At 69.6% G+C, this 19,448-nt stretch carries 20 protein-coding genes and 1 tRNA gene; 12 read left to right on the top strand and 9 right to left on the bottom strand.

Annotated features, from left to right (window positions below; translation table 11 throughout):
- Nucleotides 1-240 precede the first annotated feature (240 nt).
- Both ACF06X_RS32695 and ACF06X_RS32690 read left to right on the top strand, forming a co-directional pair.
- Nucleotides 241-375, top strand: coding sequence for a DLW-39 family protein (locus ACF06X_RS32695; RefSeq protein ID WP_003958712.1), 135 nt, complete (start codon nt 241-243; stop codon nt 373-375).
- Nucleotides 376-618: 243 nt separating this feature from the next.
- Nucleotides 619-1,932, top strand: a complete 1,314-nt coding sequence (locus tag ACF06X_RS32690; RefSeq protein WP_392290936.1) for a hypothetical protein — start codon at nt 619-621, stop codon at nt 1,930-1,932.
- 74 nt (nt 1,933-2,006) lie between these two features.
- On the opposite strand, the gene ACF06X_RS32685 is transcribed toward ACF06X_RS32690, so the two are convergent.
- Entirely contained in the window at nt 2,007-3,290 is a 1,284-nt protein-coding gene (locus ACF06X_RS32685) for a serine/threonine-protein kinase (RefSeq protein ID WP_392290935.1), read from the bottom strand.
- An 81-nt stretch (nt 3,291-3,371) separates the two neighbouring features.
- A complete protein-coding gene (locus ACF06X_RS32680) occupies nt 3,372-3,920 on the bottom strand; it encodes a helix-turn-helix domain-containing protein (RefSeq protein WP_392290934.1) in 549 nt (182 codons plus the stop codon).
- Nucleotides 3,921-4,049: 129 nt separating this feature from the next.
- Here ACF06X_RS32680 and ACF06X_RS32675 point away from each other — a divergent pair.
- A tRNA-Ala gene (locus tag ACF06X_RS32675) sits at nt 4,050-4,122 on the top strand.
- Nucleotides 4,123-4,358: 236 nt separating this feature from the next.
- Nucleotides 4,359-4,730 carry a DUF6344 domain-containing protein gene (locus tag ACF06X_RS32670; protein WP_392290933.1) on the top strand — a complete coding sequence of 124 codons (372 nt, stop codon included), beginning with the start codon at nt 4,359-4,361 and terminating at the stop codon, nt 4,728-4,730.
- Between the two features lie 56 nt (nt 4,731-4,786).
- Here ACF06X_RS32670 and ACF06X_RS32665 read toward each other — a convergent pair whose 3' ends face one another.
- Nucleotides 4,787-5,560 carry a DUF5324 family protein gene (locus tag ACF06X_RS32665; RefSeq protein WP_392290932.1) on the bottom strand — a complete coding sequence of 258 codons (774 nt, stop codon included), beginning with the start codon at nt 5,558-5,560 and terminating at the stop codon, nt 4,787-4,789.
- 193 nt (nt 5,561-5,753) lie between these two features.
- On the opposite strand from ACF06X_RS32665, the gene ACF06X_RS32660 reads away from it, so the two are divergent.
- On the top strand, nt 5,754-6,287 hold the full coding sequence (locus ACF06X_RS32660) for a peptidylprolyl isomerase (protein WP_392290931.1): 534 nt from the start codon (nt 5,754-5,756) through the stop codon (nt 6,285-6,287).
- Nucleotides 6,288-6,398: 111 nt separating this feature from the next.
- Nucleotides 6,399-7,265 carry a rhomboid family intramembrane serine protease gene (locus tag ACF06X_RS32655; protein WP_392290930.1) on the top strand — a complete coding sequence of 289 codons (867 nt, stop codon included), beginning with the start codon at nt 6,399-6,401 and terminating at the stop codon, nt 7,263-7,265.
- 235 nt (nt 7,266-7,500) lie between these two features.
- Here the strand turns inward: ACF06X_RS32655 and crgA are convergent, their stop codons facing one another.
- A complete protein-coding gene (crgA, locus tag ACF06X_RS32650) occupies nt 7,501-7,755 on the bottom strand; it encodes a cell division protein CrgA (RefSeq protein ID WP_362005428.1) in 255 nt (84 codons plus the stop codon).
- A 140-nt stretch (nt 7,756-7,895) separates the two neighbouring features.
- Here crgA and ACF06X_RS32645 point away from each other — a divergent pair, with 140 nt between their 5' ends.
- The 6 genes from ACF06X_RS32645 to ACF06X_RS32620 all read left to right on the top strand — a co-directional run bounded on the left by ACF06X_RS32645 (nt 7,896) and on the right by ACF06X_RS32620 (nt 12,116).
- Nucleotides 7,896-8,663 carry a DUF881 domain-containing protein gene (locus ACF06X_RS32645; RefSeq protein WP_392290929.1) on the top strand — a complete coding sequence of 256 codons (768 nt, stop codon included), beginning with the start codon at nt 7,896-7,898 and terminating at the stop codon, nt 8,661-8,663.
- A gap of 22 nt (nt 8,664-8,685) precedes the next feature.
- On the top strand, nt 8,686-9,402 hold the full coding sequence (locus tag ACF06X_RS32640; RefSeq protein WP_392290947.1) for a class E sortase: 717 nt from the start codon (nt 8,686-8,688) through the stop codon (nt 9,400-9,402).
- Between the two features lie 65 nt (nt 9,403-9,467).
- Nucleotides 9,468-9,626, top strand: a complete 159-nt coding sequence (locus ACF06X_RS32635) for a hypothetical protein (RefSeq protein WP_392290928.1) — start codon at nt 9,468-9,470, stop codon at nt 9,624-9,626.
- Nucleotides 9,626-10,264 (top strand): aminodeoxychorismate/anthranilate synthase component II, encoded by a 639-nt coding sequence (locus ACF06X_RS32630; RefSeq protein WP_392290927.1) that lies wholly within the window; start codon nt 9,626-9,628, stop codon nt 10,262-10,264. Before ACF06X_RS32635 ends, ACF06X_RS32630 begins: the two co-directional genes overlap by 1 nt.
- Entirely contained in the window at nt 10,261-11,412 is a 1,152-nt protein-coding gene (locus ACF06X_RS32625; protein ID WP_392290926.1) for a class E sortase, read from the top strand. The genes ACF06X_RS32630 and ACF06X_RS32625 overlap by 4 nt, the downstream gene beginning before the upstream one ends.
- A gap of 29 nt (nt 11,413-11,441) precedes the next feature.
- Nucleotides 11,442-12,116, top strand: a complete 675-nt coding sequence (locus ACF06X_RS32620; protein WP_392290925.1) for a class E sortase — start codon at nt 11,442-11,444, stop codon at nt 12,114-12,116.
- Between the two features lie 63 nt (nt 12,117-12,179).
- Here ACF06X_RS32620 and pknB read toward each other — a convergent pair whose 3' ends face one another.
- From pknB to ACF06X_RS32595, 5 genes are all read right to left on the bottom strand, one after another.
- A complete protein-coding gene (pknB, locus tag ACF06X_RS32615; protein WP_392290924.1) occupies nt 12,180-14,189 on the bottom strand; it encodes a Stk1 family PASTA domain-containing Ser/Thr kinase in 2,010 nt (669 codons plus the stop codon).
- A gap of 154 nt (nt 14,190-14,343) precedes the next feature.
- On the bottom strand, nt 14,344-15,810 hold the full coding sequence (locus ACF06X_RS32610) for a peptidoglycan D,D-transpeptidase FtsI family protein (protein ID WP_392290923.1): 1,467 nt from the start codon (nt 15,808-15,810) through the stop codon (nt 14,344-14,346).
- Complete coding sequence (locus ACF06X_RS32605; RefSeq protein ID WP_392290922.1) at nt 15,807-17,228, bottom strand: FtsW/RodA/SpoVE family cell cycle protein; 1,422 nt, start codon at nt 17,226-17,228, stop codon at nt 15,807-15,809. Before ACF06X_RS32605 ends, ACF06X_RS32610 begins: the two co-directional genes overlap by 4 nt.
- A 26-nt stretch (nt 17,229-17,254) precedes the next feature.
- Nucleotides 17,255-18,754, bottom strand: coding sequence for a Stp1/IreP family PP2C-type Ser/Thr phosphatase (locus ACF06X_RS32600; RefSeq protein ID WP_392290921.1), 1,500 nt, complete (start codon nt 18,752-18,754; stop codon nt 17,255-17,257).
- Between the two features lie 168 nt (nt 18,755-18,922).
- A complete protein-coding gene (locus ACF06X_RS32595; RefSeq protein ID WP_392290920.1) occupies nt 18,923-19,444 on the bottom strand; it encodes an FHA domain-containing protein in 522 nt (173 codons plus the stop codon).
- Nucleotides 19,445-19,448: the final 4 nt, after the last annotated feature.

The following is a 19,448-nucleotide window of genomic DNA, read 5'->3' as shown; positions in this document are numbered from 1 at the left end:
CAGCTGGGGCGCGGAGCGCGTTGGGCGAGGTCCCAGAGTCCCCATGATCGACCTGATAAGGATGAGGCCACAGGTTCAAATCCTGTTAGCCCCACAGCGACGATCGGCCCGGACGGATTCTCCGTCCGGGCCGATCGCTTTTGGCGCGGAAGCCTCGGGAGTAGGTCACCGATCGGTATCGGTCGGTGTGTAGAGTGGGCGTCAGAAGTCTCCTACGTCAACGAAAGACGAGGTCGCGCGGTGAAGAAGCTTCTCCTGGTCGCACTGGCCGCCATCGGCGGGCTCCTCGTGTACCGCCAGATCCAGGCGGATCGCGCCGAGCAGGATCTGTGGACGGAGGCGACCGACTCCGTGCCCGCAGGTTCGGGTGTCTGAGACGCAGACTGCGTAGGGGCGAGGCCCCGGCCGCGAATGAGCGGCCGGGGCCTCGCTCTGTTCCCTCCCCCCTTGAGTTCGCGTTCGTAAATTGTTGAATTGCGCAAGCGAAGTGCGGCCCGGGCGGGTGGCTGACGAGGCAGGATGGACCGGCGCTCGGGTCGTCGGGGCTCGGGCGCGGCGACCACGGACACGGACACGACTCGGACACGACTCGGACATGGACACGACGAGGAGGAGCGCGTGAAGAGGCACCGCGGGGGGATCCGGACGGCCGGGAGGCTGGTCGCGGCGGTGTGCGTGACGGTGGCGGCGACGGCTTCCGCGACGGTGGTCGGGGCCGCGGCGCTGCCGGGCCGGGCCTGGGCGGCCGGCGAGAGCCCGTACACCTTCGACAGCGCGGCCGAGCGGATCGACGGCGCCGCCTCCAGCCTGGACTCCCGGCAGTTGAAGGCCGGTCAGACCTATCGCAGCTCCATCAAGAAGGACGGCAAGCTCTACTACCGGGTCGATCTCGACGACAAGCAGAACGCCTACGTCTCGGTGGTCGCCGTGCCGAAGCCGGGCGCCGCGGCCGAGTACGGCGACGGCATCAAGGTGACCCTGCAGGACGGTTCCGGCACGCAGTGCGGCTACCAGGACACGTCCTTCGGCTCCGCCGGGTTCACCCGGCCGATCACCGCGTACGCCCACCGCACGATCGAGCCCGACAGCTCCACCTGCACGCAGGCGGGCGCCTACTACGTGCTGGTCGAGCGGACCTCCAAGGCCATCTCCACGCCCGAGGACTGGGAGCTGGAGATCCGCCACCTCGCCGAGCCGGGCGTGAAGCCGACCGGACCCACCGCGCTGCCCGACGACTGGCCCTCCGGGACGCCCCAGCCGCCCGCCGGCGGCCCGCGGAAGCGGCAGGGCGGCGCGGGCTTCCACGACGCCACCTCGCTGCGGCAGGGCGAGTGGCGCTCCGACATCAAGCCCGGCCAGACCCTCTTCTACCGGGTGCCGGTCGACTGGGGTCAGCAGATCTTCGCCAGCGCGGAGCTGGGCAGCAGCGCCTCCGGCGACACGTACGTCGGCAACGCGCTCGTTCTGTCGCTCGCCAACCCCGCTCGCGGACACGTCGACCAGGACACGGTCAGCTACGACGGGGGTCCTGCGACGCTCGCCATGGACCCGCACCGGCCGGTGGCCTTCGAGAACCGTTACTCCTCCAACAGCTACACGAGCGCCCTGCGGTTCGCCGGCTGGTACTACCTGTCGGCCACGCTCAGCCCCGAGATCGCCAAGGCGTACGGCGACAAGCCCGTGCCGCTGACGCTGCGGGTGAACGTCACGGGCACGGCGAAGGCGGGACCCGCGTACGACGGGGACGCCGGGCCGTTCAAGGTCACCGAGGACGACCGGGACGCGGCCGCCAGCGGGCAGAGCGGGGCGGAGGCGGCCCGGAGCGACGGCATGCGCGTGGTCGCGGCGGCAGGCATCGGCAGCGGAACCGTGCTCGTCCTCGGGCTCGGTGTGTGGACGGTCGTGGCGCGGCGGCGCGCGACGGTCTCGTAGGGCGGCCGGGCCGGTTTTCCGGGCCGCGGGTCCCAGGCCGCATGTCTCAGGCCGCGGGTCTCGGGCCCGGGGCCTCAGGTCTGGGTGAGGGCCCAGATGCCGACCGCGAAACAGATCAGCGCGACGAACAGGACCGGGATCGCCACCTTCGGGGGCGGTCCCGGTCGCTGTGTCGGGCTCTGCGCCGCCGGTGAGGCCTGGGCGGGAACCTGCGGGGCGTGAGCGGTGTATGAACGAGTGGAGGCTTGTTCGTACGGCACCGCGGCCGTGGGGGCGTAGGCGAGGGAGGGATCGGTATGCGCGGCGACGGGGGTGACGGCGGCCGGGTGCGGAGGCGGTACGGGCTGCCGCTGCCGCGGGGGTGGCGGCAAGTGGAAGCTGCCCGTCTCGGACGGGGTCGGCAGCGGCTGCTGGGGTTGCTGCGGCTCCTCGGGCTGCTGCTGTACGTGTACGGGAGCGGGGGCGGCCGGCGCGGGGGCCTCGGGGCCGTTCGGGCCGAAGCCGGGCGGCAGCGGGCCGATCTGGTCGAAGACCTCGACCGGCTCCTCGCCGGGGCCGGGCTCGGGCAGCATCTCGACCGCCGCGGTCAGGGCCTTGCGCACGCCCGTCGCCGTCTTGAAGCGGGCCTGCGGGTCGGGCTGCAGCAGACCGGCGAGGACCTGCCACAGCGGCTCCGGAATGCCCTGCGGGGCGCCCGGCGTCCCGTGCGCCATGAAGAACTCGATCAGGGCGCGGGAGTCGGGCTTCTGCCCCTGGAGCAGATAGAGCGCGACCAGTCCGACCGCGAAGAGGTCGGCCGGGAAGTCGGGCTCCGCGCCCATCATCTGCTCGGGCGCGAAATAACCGGGCGTCCCCACCACGTAGTTGGTCTCGGTCAGGCGGGGTTCGCCCTTGCGCATCGAGATGCCGAAATCGGACAGCCGCAGATGCGGCCGCCCGGTCCCGGTGACGTCGAGCAGGATGTTCGCCGGCTTGATGTCGCGGTGCACGACCCCCTCGGCGTGCACCGCGGCCAGGCCGGAGAGCAACTGATCCAGCAGCGTGCAGACGAAGCGCGGCGGCAGCGGGCCGTAGTCGCCGATGAGGTGCGCCAGGGAACCGCCGGCCACCAGATCCATGGTGAACAGCACCTTGTCGTCGTCGGCGGCCCAGCTGGCCGGGGCGAGGACGTGCGGGTGGTCGATCCTGAGCGCCTGCTCCCGGACGAAGCGGAGCAGCGTGTGGGCGTCGCTCTGCTGGAGCACCTTGGCCGCCACATAGCGGCGCCGCCGGTGGTCCCACGCGCGCCAGACCGCCCCCACGCCACCGCGTCCGATCGGGTCGATCAGTTCGTACCGACCCGCGAAGACCTCACCCATCGCGCTGCGCCCGCTCCCCGCCGTGCCGGCTCCACCGTGTGAGCTCCACGTGTGAGCCCTGCCGGATCAGTTCCGCCGTTGTCAGTTCTGGTGCGACTCGTAGTGGGCGACGGCGTCCCCGGTGCGACCGGCGCCGTACACCCGGAGGAACTCTGCCAGCTCCGGGTGGGCCGGGGCGAGGGAGTCCGCGGCGTCGATGATGTCACCGGCGGCGGCGACCGAGCGGAGCAGCGACTGGATCTCGCGGACCACCCGGCGCACGGTCGGCGCGCCCGAGCTGTTGGTGGTCTGGCTGGTGCCGGTCAGCACGGAGCCGCCCTGGGACTTCTTGATCTCGTCCATCCGGTCCGTGGCCTCGGCGGCGCTGACGCTGCCGTCGGCGACCAGGCTCGCGAGCTCCTGCAGGGCCTGGACGCGCTGGACGACCGCGGGGTTGCCGATCTTGGCCCGCTGGCCGCTCATCAGCTGGGAAAGCATGGGTGCCGACAGTCCGAGCACGGCAGCGAGCCTGGCCTGATTCAGTCCGAGATCGTCGATCAGACGACGGAAGAGCGCCCCCAGCGGCTCTCCGTACCAACTGCGCTGGAGCTCTCGGGCTCTTGCCGTGGCTTCCTGCTGCGCTGCATCCATTACTTCTCCCCATCCCTGCGGTTCGCCACTGCGAACCTCGGTCAGCATCTTACGGAGCGTGGTCGCTGACCGGGAGTCCCAATCCTTTTGCGGGATAGAGGGGGTGACCCGGTACTCTGTTCTCGTTCCGGGGCCTTAGCTCAGTTGGTAGAGCGCTGTCTTTGCATGGCAGATGTCAGGGGTTCGACTCCCCTAGGCTCCACAAGATCAGCCCCTCCTCCCGCGTCGCCGCGGGAGGAGGGGCTTTTTTGTTGCTTCTGTGGCTCACGGCGGAGTGCACGGCGGCCCACTGGGCCGACCGGGTGGTGTTCATCGGAAGAACTGCGCGGTGGCGGCGTCGGTCCTCGGAATCCGGGTCCGCGTACACATCATGAGAAAGGTATGGAAAGCGCGCAAACCGAAATGCACCATCCGAGAACATCACGAAAGCGAGGGGCCATGGCCACCGCCAAGGTCAAGCAGTTCTGGACCGCCTTCATCTCCGTACTCTTCGCCCTGCTCGCCTCCGTCGGCCTGGCGAGCACCGCCGCCGCCGCGCAGGCCCCCGCCGTCCAGCAGCCGGAGGAGCCGGCCTCGTCCGCTCCCAAGGCCGCCCGCACCCTCGCCGCAGTACCGGCGCAGCGAACGGCGCCTCAGTGGCCCATGGCGCGCGACCGCGCCCTGCCGCCCACGATCAAGCAGCGCATCCGCGCCGAAGCGCACAACTCTTCGCCGTCCGTCCGCCACCTGCCGGCCGACGCCGCCCCGCTCGGGACCGACCTCGCGGACCAGGCCGAGCTGTCCGGCCTGGCACTCGCCGCGCAGGCGTAGGCGCGGGGAGTGGCTTCGCTCCCCGCACGCCGTGCCCTACTGCTTCAGCCGGCCGCTCAGCGACGGTCGTCGCGCTCCGCGTCGGACTCGGCCTCCGCTTGGGCTTCCGCCTCGGCTTCGGCCTGCTTGGCCTCCACCTCGGCATCGAGAGAGCCACTGCCGTCGACGGACGACAGCGGTGACGGTGACGTACGGGACGACGGTTCCGACGCCTCATCGACCTCGGTAGCGGCGGGAGGCTCGACGAGCCAGTCCGGGTTGGCCTGCTTGTCCCACCACTTCCAGGCGGCGAAGGCGCCGCCGGCCAGCACACCGAGGACCGCCAGGCCCTTGGCGACGCGTCCGGCCCTGGCCCGACGCTCGTGCTTCCTCACGATCTTCCGAATCTCGTCCGGTGTCACCTGTCCGCGCAGCGCGGCCCAGGCGGCAGTGGAGCGCGACCCCGCCTCGTCGAGGACGGGACCGGTCGCGGCGACCGCGTGCCCGACACGCGGAACGGTGTAGTCGGCCGCCTGCCGGGCGGCCTTGCGGGTCACGACCGCGGCGCGATGCGCGGCCTCGTCGACCCGCGGCGGTACACGCGGTGCGACACGGGTGTCGTACTGCGCACGAGCTTGAACACGGGCCCGCCGAGCGGCCTTCGTCACCTTCGGCGCGAGCCGGACGCGTGCTTCGTGCGCGTAGAGCGCGGCGTGGTCCTTGGCCGAGCCCGCGTACGTGACGGCCTGGTCCTTGGCCGTGCTCGCATAGGGAGCCACCACTTCCGCTGCGTGCATCACGCTGTCCTTGGCCGAATCGGTCGCGGCGCGCACGCCGTCCATCCGGGTCACGGGATCCTCCTCCTCGGTGGTGGTGTCGGTTTTTCGCCTTTCCACCCTTTTCGAAATCATGCCTGCCGTGACGCGGTCCGTCCTGCGGTGCGGGCATCCGGGGCATGCGGCGCCGGTGCGCGGCGTGCGAGGATCGGACGCGCAGGGGACCCGGACGCCGGGGCGCCCCGGAGGAACCGAGGGAAGGCACACCGTGGCCGAGCAGCTTTACGCCACCCTGAAGACCAGCCAGGGCGACATCCGGATTCGGCTGCTGCCGAACCACGCGCCGAAGACGGTCAGGAACTTCGTCGAACTCGCCCAGGGCGAGCGCGAGTGGACGCACCCCGCCACCGGCAAGGTCTCCACCGACCGCCTCTACGACGGCACGGTCTTCCACCGGGTCATCAAGGACTTCATGATCCAGGGCGGCGACCCGCTGGGGAACGGCACGGGCGGGCCGGGGTACGAGTTCGCCGACGAGTTCCACCCCGAGCTCTTCTTCGACCGCCCCTACCTGCTGGCCATGGCCAACGCCGGGCCGGGGACGAACGGCTCGCAGTTCTTCGTCACGGTCGGTGCCACGACCTGGCTGAACCGCAAGCACACCATCTTCGGTGAGGTGGTCGGCGAGGCGAGCAAGAGGGTCGTCGACGCGATCGCCACCACCGAGACCCACCCGCGCACCGAGCGCCCGCTCCAGGACGTGGTCATCGAGTCCGTCCTGATCGAGAAGGTCCAGAGCTGACCTTCGGGCCTGCCTTCCGCCCCGGGAACCTTTTCGCCCCGCCCGTCCGTCTGGAGGGCGGGGCGGTGCCGTGCGTACCCCCAAGCCGTCCATGTCCTCGGGAGGACCCTCATGGAGCCGCAGTCCGGCCTGCCGCGTTGCTACCGCCACCCGGACGTCGAGACGGGCATCCGCTGCACGCGCTGCGAGAAGCCGATCTGTCCGCAGTGCATGGTCTCCGCGTCCGTCGGCTTCCAGTGCCCCGACTGTGTGCGCGACGGCTCCGGCACGGGCCACGCGGCCGACGCCAACCAGCCCCGCACGCTGGCCGGCGGCCGGGTGGCGAGCGACGGCCGTCTTGTCACCAAGATCCTCATCGCGATCAACCTCGCCCTGTTCATCGCGGTGCAGGTGGCCGGGGACCGGCTCGTGGACGAGCTCTCGCTGATCGGCTACGCGTACAACCCGGAGCTCGGCGAGGTGGTGGGCGTCGCGGACGGAGAGTGGTACCGGCTGCTGACCTCCGCCTTCCTCCATCAGGAGGTCGCGCACTTCGTCTTCAACATGCTGGGTCTGTGGATCATCGGCGGGATCGTCGAGCCGGAGCTCGGCCGGGTCCGTTACGCGGCGATGTGTCTGCTCTCCGGACTCTCTGGTTCCGCACTCGCCTATCTGCTGTCCGCCGCCAACCAGCCCTCGCTCGGAGCCTCGGGCATCGTCTTCGGCCTGATCGGCGGCTGGGCGGTGCTCACCCGCCGCCGCCGGTACGACATGCGGCCGGTCGCCCTCTTCGTGGGGCTGTCGCTGCTGCTGACCTTCACCCGCCCCGGCATCTCCTGGGAGGCGCACATCGGCGGCCTCGTCGGCGGCGCCCTGGTGACCTACGGCCTGGTGCACGCGCCGCGCGCCCGGCGGGAGCTGGTGCAGTACGCGGCCTGTGGACTGGTGGTCCTGATCGACGTCGGCTTGATCCTGGCCCGCTCCGCGGCGCTCACCTGAGCGCCGGGGGCTGTGGAAGAGCTCTCCAGAAAGCTTTCCCCAGAGTTATCCACAGCGAGTGGCGGTCGGTGGGGGCTCGCGATGGCCCGTGAGCGCCCCCTCAACAGGGGCGCTCCAGTAAGACCGGCGTCAACCTCGCCCTGAGTTATCCACAGATCTTCGTAAGTTATCCAGTGCTGTGCACAACGCTGTGGATAAGTTCAGGGCAAGGCTTGACGGCCGAGCTGAGAGACGGCTACTTCCACTGCGTGGAGACGCCGAACCCGGCCGCGATGAAGCCGAAGCCCACCACGATGTTCCAGTTGTTGAGCGACTTCACCGGCAGGCTGCCGTCGGTGACATAGAAGACGACGATCCACACCAGCCCGATCAGGAACAGCGCCAGCATCACCGGAGCCACCCAGCTGCGGTTGGTCAGCTTGATGTTGGTGGCCTGCTTGGCGGGCGGAGGCGTGAAGTCGGCCTTCTTGCGGATACGTGACTTCGGCACGAGGGACTCTCCTGTCGATGCGCTGCGTGACCGCGCAGGGAACTGTGGCTGGCGCCGGGATGTGACGCGGGAGGACCACTGCGTCCCCCGGGCGTCCGTTAGCGTAGTGGTTCCGCGGCACCGAAGGGGATCAGGGTACGTTGAGCAATTCCGCCGACTCTCCTCCCGGGCCGGTCCGACCTTCCCCATGGCGGCCCGTCCGGGTGCTGACCGCTGCCGTTTTCGCCCTCGCCGGGCTGATCTTCGTCACCAGCTTCAACACCGCCAAGGGCACCAACATCCGCACGGACGCCTCGCTGCTGCGGCTCTCCGACCTGATCGAGGAGCGCAGCCACAAGAACGCGACCCTGGAGGAGTCCACCGCCGCGCTGCGCGAGCAGGTCGACGCCCTCGCGGCCCGCGACGACGGCTCCACCCGGGCCGAGGACGAACGGCTGCACGCCCTGGAGGCGGCCGCCGGCACCACCGAGACCTCCGGGCCCGGACTCACCGTCACCCTCAATGATGCCCCTCCGGACGCCCAGGCCGCCCCCGGCTACCCCGAACCGCAGGCCAACGACCTCGTCATCCACCAGCAGGACCTCCAGGCCGTCGTGAACGCCCTCTGGAAGGGCGGAGCCAAGGGGATCAAGGTCATGGACCAGCGGCTCATCTCGACCAGCGCCGTGCGCTGCGTGGGCAACACACTGATCCTCCAGGGCCGCGTCTACTCACCCCCGTACAAGATCACCGCAGTGGGTGACAGGGAAGAGCTGACCCGGGCGCTCGCCGACTCCCCGGCGATCCAGAACTACCAGCTGTACGTGAAGGCGTACGGTCTCGGCTGGAAAGTCGACGAGCACGGGGCGGTGACTCTTCCCGGCTACTCGGGCACAGTGGATCTCCACTACGCGAAGCCGGTGGGTTAGCCACGGGGAGGGCCGGGTGGGGCTGTCCGTACGACTGGTCGTGAGGACCCTCAGCGAGCTCTGCGTCACCGTCGGAACGGTGATCGTCCTCTTCGTCGTCTACGTGATGTTCTGGACCGGGATCAAGGCGGACGGCGCCACGGCGGTCCAGGTCGACCTCCTCCAGCGCGCCTGGGTGGACCAGCCCCTCCCGGAGGCCACGCAAGCCCCGGGAACCCCGCAAGCCCCGGAGACCCCGGCTCCCCGCCCGTACACGGCGGGCAAGGGCATCGCCGTCATGTACATCCCCCGCCTCGGCGAGGACTGGGAGTGGCCCGTCCTGGAGGGCACCGCGACCGCCACCCTGAAGAAGGGCCTCGGTCACTACGCCTCCACCGCCCGCCTCGGGGAGACCGGAAACTTCGCGGTGGCCGGCCACCGCCGCACGTACGGAGATCCGTTCAAGGACTTCCCCCGCCTGCGCCCGGGTGACGCGGTGGTCCTCACCGACGGCACCACCTGGTACACGTACCGCATCGACCGGAAGCCGTACCGGACCGTCCCCACCGACACCGGCGTGATCGACCCCGTACCCCGCCCCCTGAAGAGGAACGCCGCCGGCTTCGACGGGCCCGGCCGCTATCTCACCCTCACCACCTGCGAGCCGGAGTGGGGCAGCAGCCACCGCCTGATCGTCTGGGCGCACCTGGACGCGACCCAGCCTGTGACGCAGGGCAAGCCGCCGTCTTTGGCCGGCTGACCCCTCTCGGGGGCATCGCCCCGTACTCTGGGTCCCGTAACGAACGGGAAGGGGCAGCGGACCTCATGTACGGCTGGATCTGGCGGCATCTGCCGGGCAACGCGTGGGTGCGGGGGATCATCTCGCTCGTGCTCGTCCTCGCGGTCGTCTACGGACTCTTCCAGTACGTGTTCCCCTGGGCGGAGCCGCTGCTTCCGTTCAACGATGTGACGGTGGACGCCTAGTGAGCGCGCGGATTCTCGTCGTCGACAACTACGACAGCTTCGTCTTCAACCTCGTCCAGTACCTCTACCAGCTCGGCGCCGAGTGCGAGGTGCTGCGCAACGACGAGGTCGAGCTGAGCCACGCGCAGGACGGATTCGACGGCGTCCTGCTGTCCCCCGGGCCCGGCGCTCCCGAACAGGCCGGCGTCTGCGTCGACATGGTCCGCCACTGCGCCGCCACCGGGGTCCCGGTCTTCGGCGTCTGCCTCGGCATGCAGTCGATGGCCGTCGCGTACGGCGGTGTCGTCGACCGCGCCCCCGAGCTGCTGCACGGCAAGACCTCCCTGGTCCGCCACGAGGGCAAGGGCGTCTTCGCGGGCCTGCCGTCGCCGTTCACCGCGACCCGCTACCACTCGCTGGCCGCCGAACCCGCGGCGCTCCCGGCGGAGCTGGAGGTCACGGCCCGCACCGAGGACGGCATCATCATGGGGCTGCGCCACCGTGAACTGGCCGTCGAGGGCGTGCAGTTCCACCCGGAGTCGGTCCTGACCGAGCACGGCCACCTGATGCTCGCCAACTGGCTGGAGCAGTGCGGCGACAAGGGGGCGGTCGGACGGTCGGCGGGGCTCGCGCCGGTGGTGGGCAAGGCTGTCGCGTGACGGCGGGGTCGCCGTGGTTCCGGGCGACGAACCCGCCGGAACCGGAACAGCAGGCACCGCAGGCACCGCAGGCACCGCAGGTACCGCTGGCACCGCAGGTACCGCTGGCACCGCAGGCACCGGTGCCGCGGTACGACGAGACGGCGTACGACACGGCGTACGAGGCGGTGTACGAACCCGCTCCTGAGGCCGCGACCGCGGCCTACGAGCCGATAGCCCAGCCCTCTCCTGAGCTCTACGAGGCGTCGTACAGCGAGCCCTACGACCAGCCCCACGACGAGACGATGGCCCTGCGGACCGTGGAACCGGCCGTGACGCCGCTCCCGGGCCCCGGCAGGGCCGAGCGCCGCCGCGCCGCGAAGGGGGGCCGTGGCGGCCGCCGGGGCGGCACGCCGCCCGCGAGGCCGGAGGAGGCCGCGGGAGCCCCCGCCGCCCCGCTCTCGCGCGTCGAGGCCCGCCGCGCGGCCCGGGCCCGCAAGGAGAGCGTCGGCGTCGTCGCCAGCCGGGTCGTGGGCGAGCTGTTCATCACCTTCGGCGTCGTCATGCTGCTGTTCGTCACGTACCAGCTGTGGTGGACGAACGTACGGGCCGGCCAGCAGACCGACCGGGCGAAGGAGCAGATCGAGGACGCGTGGTCCAAAGGCCGGGCGCCGGGCGCCTTCGAGCCGGGCCAGGGCTTCGCCATCATGTACATCCCCAAGCTGGACGTGGTGGTCCCTGTCGCCGAGGGCATCAGCAAGCCCAAGGTCCTCGACCGGGGCATGGTGGGCCACTACGCCGAGGGCACCCTCAAGACGGCGATGCCCTCCGACAAGCAGGGCAACTTCGCCGTCGCCGGCCACCGCAACACCCACGGCGAGCCGTTCCGCTACATCAACCGGCTGGAACCGGGCGATCCGATCGTGGTCGAGACCCAGGACGCCTACTACACGTACGAAATGGCGAGCATCCTGCCCCAGACCGTGCCGTCCAACGTCTCGGTGATCGATCCGGTGCCCAAGGGATCGGGTTTCACGGGCCCCGGGCGCTACATCACGCTGACGACGTGCACCCCCGAATTCACCAGTACGTACCGCATGATCGTGTGGGGCAAGATGGTCGAGGAACGGCCGCGCAGCAAGGGGAAACCGGACGCGCTCGTAGGCTGAGACCCCACACCTCCAGACAGGACGACGTAGTGGCACGTGCGCGCAACAGGATCGCCGGCATCATCAGCCTCTTCGGTGAACTCCTCATCACCGCGGGCCTGGTCCTCGGACTCTTCGTCGTCTACTCCCTGTGGTGGACCAACGTCCTCGCCGACCGCGCCGCCGGCAAGGACGCCGACCAGGTCCGCGACAGGTGGGCGGACGGCCCCGGTGCCCTGGACACCAAGGACGGGATCGGATTCCTGCACGTCCCGGCGATGGGCGACGACGAGATACTCGTCAAGAAGGGCACCGACCCGGACATCCTCAACAACGGTGTCGCGGGCTACTACACCGACCCGGTCAAGTCGGCCCTCCCGCAGGACAAGCAGGGCAACTTCACCCTGGCCGCGCACCGGGACGGGCACGGGGCGAAGTTCCACAACATCCACAAGTTGAAGAACGGCGATTCGATCGTCTTCGAGTCCAAGGACACCTGGTTCGTCTACAAGGTCTACAAGACGCTCCCGGAGACGACGAAGTACAACGTGAACGTCCTGCAGCCGGTCCCGAAGGAGTCGGGAAAGACCAAGCCGGGCCGCTACATCACGCTGACGACCTGCACCCCGATGTACACCTCGGACTACCGCTACATCGTCTGGGGCGAACTGGAACGCACGGAGAAGGTCGACCGCGACCGCACGCCCCCGGCGGAGCTGCGCTGACGCGGAGACGAAAGCCCCGGCATCCAGGAGGATGCCGGGGCTTTCGTATGAGCGCTGGTGTGGCTAGTCGAAGAAGCCGTTGCCTTCGCCGCCGTTGTTTCCGTTGCCGCCCGCCGTGTAGACGATGACCGTCTGACCGCTGGTGACCGGACTGTTCTCCGGCGGGTTGGTGCCGAGGACCGTGGCGTCGTTCTTGTCCGAGCCCTGCTGCTGCACACTCAGGCCCAAGGCCTCGAGCTGCTGCTTGACCTCCTCGAACTTCTTGCCCGCGAGACCGGCCGGGATCGCCGTCTGGGTCTGCTGCGGGCCCTTGGAGACCTTCAGCGTGATCTGGACGTCCTTGGGCTGGTCCGAATTGCCCTGCGGGGTCATGCCGATGACCGTGTTGGCGGGCTGGTCCGAGTCCACGTCCTGGCGGGCGACGTTCTCGAAGCCCAGCAGCTTCAGGTCCTGGACGGCCTGGTCGTAGAGCCGGCCCGTGACGTCGGGCAGCTGCGACTTCTCCTTCTTCGCCACCGTGATCGTCACTTCGGTGTTCTGCTCCGCCTTGGAGCCACCGTCCGGGGTCTGCCGCAGGACCGTGCCCGGCTCCTCGTCCGACTCCTCCGACTTCACGACGACCTTGAAGCCCTTGTCCTTGAGGAGCTTCTCGGCGGTCTCCTGGGACATCTCGGTGACCGTCGGGACCTCGATCTGCGGGGCGCCCTCGGAGATGATGACCGAGATCGTCTCGTCGACGTTCATCTTCGTCGTGCCGTCCGCCGCCGGCGTCTGGCTGCAGATGGTTTCCTTGGGCTGGTCGCAGCGCTCGGCACCGGCGCGCACGACCTTGACCTGGGCGTTGGCCGCCAGAGTCTCGGCCTCGGACAGTGTCTTGCCGACCAGGGACGGCACGATCACCTGCTCCGGACCCTTCTTGCCGTCGAAGATCGACTGGCCGATCAGGATCGCGCCGACCAGGACCAGGATGCCCGCCAGCACCAGCAGGATCGTCGAGGTGTTCGACTTCTTCTGCTGGCGGCGGCGGTCCGGGCGGTCGTCGTAGCCGTAGCCCCCGTCGTCCGGGTTCATCGGCGGAAGCATGGAGGTCTGGCCGGGGTCGGCCTGGCGCAGCGCCGTCGTCGGCTGGTCGTCCGGCGGGTAGCCGCCGTAACCGCCGCCGTAGCCTCCGTACCCCGCGGCGCCCATCGCCGCCGCGGCCGCGACCGGCTGCCCGTCGAGGCAGGCCTCGATGTCCGCGCGCATCTCGTCCGCGGACTGGTAGCGGTAGTCGGGGTCCTTGACCAGCGCCTTCAGGACGATGGCGTCCATCGAGGGCGTGATCTCGGGGTCGAAGTTGCTCGGCGGCTGCGGTTCCTCCCGTACGTGCTGGTATGCGACCGCGACCGGCGAGTCACCCACGAAGGGCGGCCGGACGGTCAGCAGCTCGTACAGCAGGCAGCCGGTGGAGTACAGGTCGGAGCGGGCGTCGACCTGCTCGCCCTTGGCCTGCTCCGGGGAGAGGTACTGGGCCGTGCCGATGACCGCCGCGGTCTGCGTCATGGTCATGCCCGCGTCGCCCATGGCGCGCGCGATGCCGAAGTCCATGACCTTGACCTGACCGGTCCGCGTCAGCATGACGTTCGCCGGCTTGATGTCGCGGTGCACGATGCCGGCCCGGTGCGAGTACTCCAGTGCCTGGAGGATGCCCACCGTCATCTCGAGCGTCCGCTCGGGCAGCAGCTTGCGTCCCGAGTGCAGCAGCTCACGCAGGGTCGAGCCGTCGACGTACTCCATCACGATGTACGGGATGGAGACCCCGGAGCCCCCGCCGGACGCGCTGTCGTACACCATGTCCTCGCCGGTGTCGTAGACAGCGACGATCGCCGGGTGGTTGAGCGAGGCGGCCGACTGGGCCTCACGGCGGAACCGGGCCTGGAAGGACGGGTCGCGGGCGAGGTCGGCCCGCAGCGTCTTCACGGCGACGGTGCGGCCGAGCCGGGTGTCGTGGGCGAGGTAGACCTCCGCCATGCCACCACGGCCGAGCACCGAGCCCAGCTCGTACCGGCCGCCGAGGCGACGCGGCTCTTCCATAGCTAATCCAGCCCTCTCCGTCTGTCCCGACCGCACCGATGTGGTGGTCCGGCGGTGTGCTGTTCGCGCATACGCTACCGGCCACGGGAAGGCGTTCCGCCCGCGACCGGCACCTGATACCTGACCGGTACCTGGCCGGTGCCCGGCCGCAAGGTCAGGACCTGCTCTGCAGGACCGCCTTCATCACGGCCTTCGCGATCGGGGCCGCCAGACCGCCACCGCTGATGTCCTCGCGGCTGGTTCCCGCGGAGTCCTCGACGATCACGGCGACGGCCACCGGGGAACCCTGAGCCGTCTTGGCATACGAGATGAACCAGGCGTACGGGCGCTTGGCGTTCTTCTCGCCGTGCTGCGCCGTACCGGTCTTACCGCCGACCTTCACGCCGTCCATGTTCAGCTCGGCCTTGGAGCCGGTTCCGTTGGTGACGACGTTCTCCATCATCTGCTGGAGCTTCTGCGCCGTCTCCTGCGAGACCGGGCGGCTCATCTCCTCCGGCTCGTTCTGCTTGATCACGTCGAGGTTCGGCGCCACGAGCTTGTCGATCATGTACGGCTTCATCAGCTTGCCGTCATTGGCGATCGCGGCCGTGACCATGGCCATCTGGAGCGGGGTGGTGGCGGTGTTGAACTGGCCGATCGAGGAGAGCGCGTTGCCGCCGCGGTCCATCTTCTTGTCGTAGACGGAGGCCGCCGAGCGGACCGGGGTGAACTGCTCCGCGTTGAAGCCGAACTTCTCGGCCATCTCGACCATCTTGTCGCGGCCGACGTCGTCGCCGAGCTTGGCGAAGACGGAGTTGCAGGAGACCTCCAGCGCCCTGTTCAGGCTTGCGTTCTCGCAGCCTCTGGCGTGGTTCTTCATCGGCATGGTGGAAAGCGGGATCTTGTACGGCTCCGGGGTGTCCGTCGCCGCGTCGATGTCCGTGACCTTGCCGTTCTCCAGCGCCGCGGCGGCCGTGACGACCTTGAAGACGGAGCCGGGCGGGTAGATCTCGCGCAGCGCGCGGTTCTGCTTCGGCTTGTTCTTGTCCTTCTCCAGCGCGACCCAGGCCTTCTCGTCCTTGGCTGAGTAGCCGGCGAAGGTCGAGGGGTCGTACGACGGGGTGGAGGCGAGCGCGAGGATCTTGCCCGTGTGGGGCTCGATGGCGACGACGGCGCCCGTCTTGCTGCCGAGCCCCTTGAACGCGGCCTTCTGGGCGGCGCCGCTCAGCGTCGTGACGACGTTGCCGCCCTTCTTCTTGTCGCCGGTGAACATCGACAGCGTCCGGTCGAAGAAGAGCCGGTCGTCGTTGCCGGTGAGGATGCCGTCCTCGATCTTCTCGATCTGGTTGGCGTCGTAGGCCTGCGAGGCGTACCCGGTCACCGGCGCCCACATGGGGCCGTCGGTGTAGGTCCGCTTGAACCGGTAGTACGGGTCCTGGGAGTCGACCGACCCGGTGATCGGCTTGCCGTCCACGATGATGTTGCCGCGCTCGTTGGCGTACCGCTCGATCGTGACGCGCCTGTTCTTCGGGTGGGTGCTCAGCTCGTCGGCGCGGACGTACTGGATCCAGTTGTCCCGGATGAGCAGGGCGAGGACCAGCAGGCCGCAGAAGATCGCGACCCGGCGCAGGGGCTTGTTCACGGACGGACCACCTGGGTCATCTCGGCGTCGGGGGACGGGGCGGGCGCGGGCGCGGGGCGGCGCGCGGTGTCACTGATGCGGATCAGGATGCCGATCAGCGCCCAGTTCGCGATCACGGAGGATCCGCCGTAAGCGAGGAACGGCATCGTCATACCGGTCAGCGGGATGAGGCCCATCACACCGCCGGCCACGACGAAGACCTGCAGCGCGAAGGCGCCCGAGAGACCCATGGCGAGCAGCTTGCCGAACGGGTCCCGGGCCGCGAGGGAGGTGCGGACACCGCGTTCGATGATCAGCCCGTAGAGGAGCAGGAAGGCCATGACGCCGGTCAGTCCGAGCTCCTCGCCGACGGTGGCGAAGATGAAGTCGGAGTTGGCGGCGAAGCCGATGAGGTCCGAGTTGCCCTGGCCGAGGCCGGTGCCGAGGATGCCGCCGGAGCCGAAGGACATCAGTACCTGGGTCATCTGGTCACAGGCCGCGACCTTCTCCGCGCAGCTGAAGGGGTCGGCCCAGGCGTCGACACGTGCCTGGACGTGGCCCGCGAAGGAGGCGACACCGACCGCGCCCGCGACGGACATCAGCAGACCCATGACGATCCAGCTGGTCCGCTCCGTCGCCACGTACAGCATGATCACGAACATGCCGAAGAACAGCAGCGACGTACCGAGGTCGTTCTCGAAGATCAGGATGAGGAGGCTGACGGCCCAGATCGTGAGGATCGGGCCGAGGTCGCGGCCGCGCGGCAGGTAGAGGCCCATGAAACGGCGGCTGGCCAGCGCCAGGGCGTCCCGCTTCACCATCAGATAGCCGGAGAAGAAGACCGCGAGGACGATCTTGGCGAACTCGCCGGGCTGGATGGAGAAGCCGCCGACGTTGATCCAGATCTTGGCGCCGTAGACGGCGGCACCGAGGCCCGGGACAAGCGGGAGGAGCAGCAGGATGAGCGCCGCCACCATCGAGATGTACGTGTAGCGCTGCAGGACGCGGTGGTCCTTCAGGAGCAGCAGCACGCCCACGAACATGGCGATGCCGATCGCCGAGTACATCATCTGGTTGGGCGCGTCGGGGCTGAAGCTGTCGTACAGCCGCATGGACGTGGCGATCAGCCGCGGCGACTGGTCCAGCCGCCAGATCAGCACCAGGCCCATGCCGTTCAGCAGCGTGGCCAGCGGCAGCAGAAGCGGGTCGGCGTACGGGGCGAACTTCCGCATCACGAGATGCGCGACGCCCGCGAGCAGGCCGAGGCCGAGCCCGTAGCCGAGCATGCCGGACGGCACCTCGCCGTCCAGCGCCAGGCCGACGTTGAGGTACGCGAACACCGGGATGACGACGGCGAACGCGAGCAGCGCCAGCTCGGTGTTGCGGCGGCTCGGCGCTTCGATCGCGCCGATGGTGGTCGTGTTGGTGACAACGCTCATGGTGGTGACAGGCCCCCTACGGGTGCTTACTGCTTGCCGCAGTTCGAGGCCAGCTTCTGCTCGTCCTCCGTGAGGGTGGGGCCCGGGGAGGGAGCGGCTGTGGTGGGCTTGGAATCGGGCGGGGTCGCGCCGTCGGCGGGCGGCTTGCTCGCCTGGTCGGCGGCCTTGTCGGCCGCCTCACGGCGCTGCTCGGCCTTCTTGCAGGCCGAAGCCTGCGCGGACAGCTCCGCGATCTTCGTCTGCGCCTTGCCGAGGCTGCCGCCCGCGATCGTGTCCTCGACCTGCTTGCGCTGGTACTGCGGGAGGTACTTGAGTTCGATCTCGGGGTGGTCCTTCTCGACCTCCGAGAGCGAGACCCAGGCAAGGTCCTGGCTGATGCCCCGGTACAGCGCCACGTGCTGGTCGTTGGAACCGACGTAGTACTGGGTCTGCGTCCAGCGGTAGCCGCCGTACAGTCCGCCACCGAGCACCGCGAGCGCGAGGAGCAGGAAGAAGCCGCGCTTGAACCACTTCCAGCCGGTGCGCGGTTTCTCGTACTTCTCGTACTTGTCGAAGTCCTCGTCGTTGTACGCGCCGAACGAGCCCTGCGGCGGCATGGAGCCGTAGCCGTGGTCGTCGCCGCTGCCGGGCGGGCCGAAGCCGCCCGCCGGGGGCTGCTGGTGCGGCGCGGGGCGGCCGAGGCCGGAGGCCCGGCCGGCCGGGGTCTGCATCGCCCCGCCGTCGGCCTGCTGCACCTGGTTCTCGGCGACCGCGCCGACGATCACCGGGGTGTCGCTGAGCTGTCCGGCGAGGGTGTCGCCGCCGTCGACGTCGAGGACGTCGGCCACGATCACCGTGATGTTGTCGGGGCCGCCACCGCGCAGGGCGAGCTGGATCAGCTCCTGCACGGTCTCCTGCGGGCCGTGATAGCTGGCGAGGGTGTCCTCCATCGTCTGGTGGGAGACGACTCCGGACAGCCCGTCGGAGCAGATCAGATACCGGTCGCCGGCCCTGACCTCGCGGATCGACAGATCCGGCTCGACGTGGTCGCCACTTCCCAGCGCCCGCATGAGGAGCGAGCGCTGCGGGTGGGTGGTGGCCTCTTCCTCGGTGATCCGGCCCTCGTCGACGAGCCGCTGCACCCAGGTGTGGTCCTGCGTGATCTGCGTCAGGACACCGTCGCGCAGCAGGTACGCGCGCGAGTCGCCGACGTGCACCAGGCCGAGGCGCTGGCCCGTCCACAGCAGAGCGGTGAGCGTGGTGCCCATGCCCTCCAGCTGCGGGTCCTCCTCGACCATCATCCGCAGCTGGTCGTTGGCGCGCTGCACCGCGGCACCGAGGGAGGTGAGGATGTCCGAGCTGGGGACGTCGTCGTCGAGGGTGACGAGGGTGGAGATCACCTCCGAGGAGGCGACCTCGCCGGCGGCCTGACCGCCCATGCCGTCGGCGATGGCGAGCAGACGGGGGCCGGCGTAGCCGGAGTCCTCGTTGCCCTCCCGGATCATGCCCTTGTGCGACCCGGCGGCGAAACGCAGAGAGAGACTCATGCGCACCTCCCCTGTCGACGCCGCCTCGGGGTACAGCCGGTCTCGAGCCACACTGCCCACCCTCCGGTCGGGAGCCCGTGCCGGTCGGCGGCCCGGACCTGTCGGTCCGTCGCACGGCTCGTCGTGGGGACCGCCTCGGCCCGCTCGCTCCGCTCGCTCATTGTCGTACTACTTCCGCAGCTCGATGACGGTCTTGCCGATGCGGATCGGCGCGCCCAGCGGAATCGGTGTGGCGGTGGTGAGACGGGTCCGGTCGAGATACGTGCCGTTGGTGGACCCGAGATCCTCGACGATCCACTGGCCGTCCCGGTCCGGGTAGATCCTGGCATGCCTGCTGGAGGCGTAGTCGTCGTCCAGCACGATCGTCGAGTCGTGGGCCCGGCCCAGCGTGATGGTCTGCCCCTGGAGGGCGACCGTCGTGCCGGTGAGGGTGCCCTCGGACACGACCAGCTTGGTCGGGGCGCCGCGGCGCTGCCGCCCCCCGCCCGCGCCCTGCTGGCCACGTTGTTGCGGCGGCGAGGCCGCCTGCCGCGCGTTCTGCTGCGGCCGGGCGTCCTGGCGGCGCGAACCGCGCTGCGTGACACGCGTGCCGAACAGGTCGCTGCGAATGACCTGGACGGCCACGATCACGAACAGCCACAGAACGGCCAGGAAACCCAGCCGCATGACCGTCAGGGTCAGCTCTGACATTGCC

This window comes from Streptomyces sp. NPDC015346 (genome assembly GCF_043078785.1).
GTDB lineage: Bacteria > Actinomycetota > Actinomycetes > Streptomycetales > Streptomycetaceae > Streptomyces.
This window is presented reverse-complemented; position numbering and strand designations above follow the sequence as displayed.

Bases quoted from the DNA above. Each gene is read 5' to 3' on its own strand.
- ACF06X_RS32685 (WP_392290935.1), bottom strand. From the start codon at position 3,290: ATGGGTGAGGTCTTCGCGGGTCGGTACGAACTGATCGACCCGATCGGA.
- ACF06X_RS32605 (WP_392290922.1), bottom strand. From the start codon at position 17,228: ATGAGCGTTGTCACCAACACGACCACCATCGGCGCGATCGAAGCGCCG.
- ACF06X_RS32655 (WP_392290930.1), top strand. From the start codon at position 6,399: ATGGAGCCGCAGTCCGGCCTGCCGCGTTGCTACCGCCACCCGGACGTC.
- pknB (WP_392290924.1), bottom strand. From the start codon at position 14,189: ATGGAAGAGCCGCGTCGCCTCGGCGGCCGGTACGAGCTGGGCTCGGTG.
- ACF06X_RS32595 (WP_392290920.1), bottom strand. From the start codon at position 19,444: ATGTCAGAGCTGACCCTGACGGTCATGCGGCTGGGTTTCCTGGCCGTT.
- ACF06X_RS32680 (WP_392290934.1), bottom strand. From the start codon at position 3,920: ATGGATGCAGCGCAGCAGGAAGCCACGGCAAGAGCCCGAGAGCTCCAG.
- ACF06X_RS32635 (WP_392290928.1), top strand. From the start codon at position 9,468: ATGTACGGCTGGATCTGGCGGCATCTGCCGGGCAACGCGTGGGTGCGG.
- ACF06X_RS32670 (WP_392290933.1), top strand. From the start codon at position 4,359: ATGGCCACCGCCAAGGTCAAGCAGTTCTGGACCGCCTTCATCTCCGTA.
- ACF06X_RS32600 (WP_392290921.1), bottom strand. From the start codon at position 18,754: ATGAGTCTCTCTCTGCGTTTCGCCGCCGGGTCGCACAAGGGCATGATC.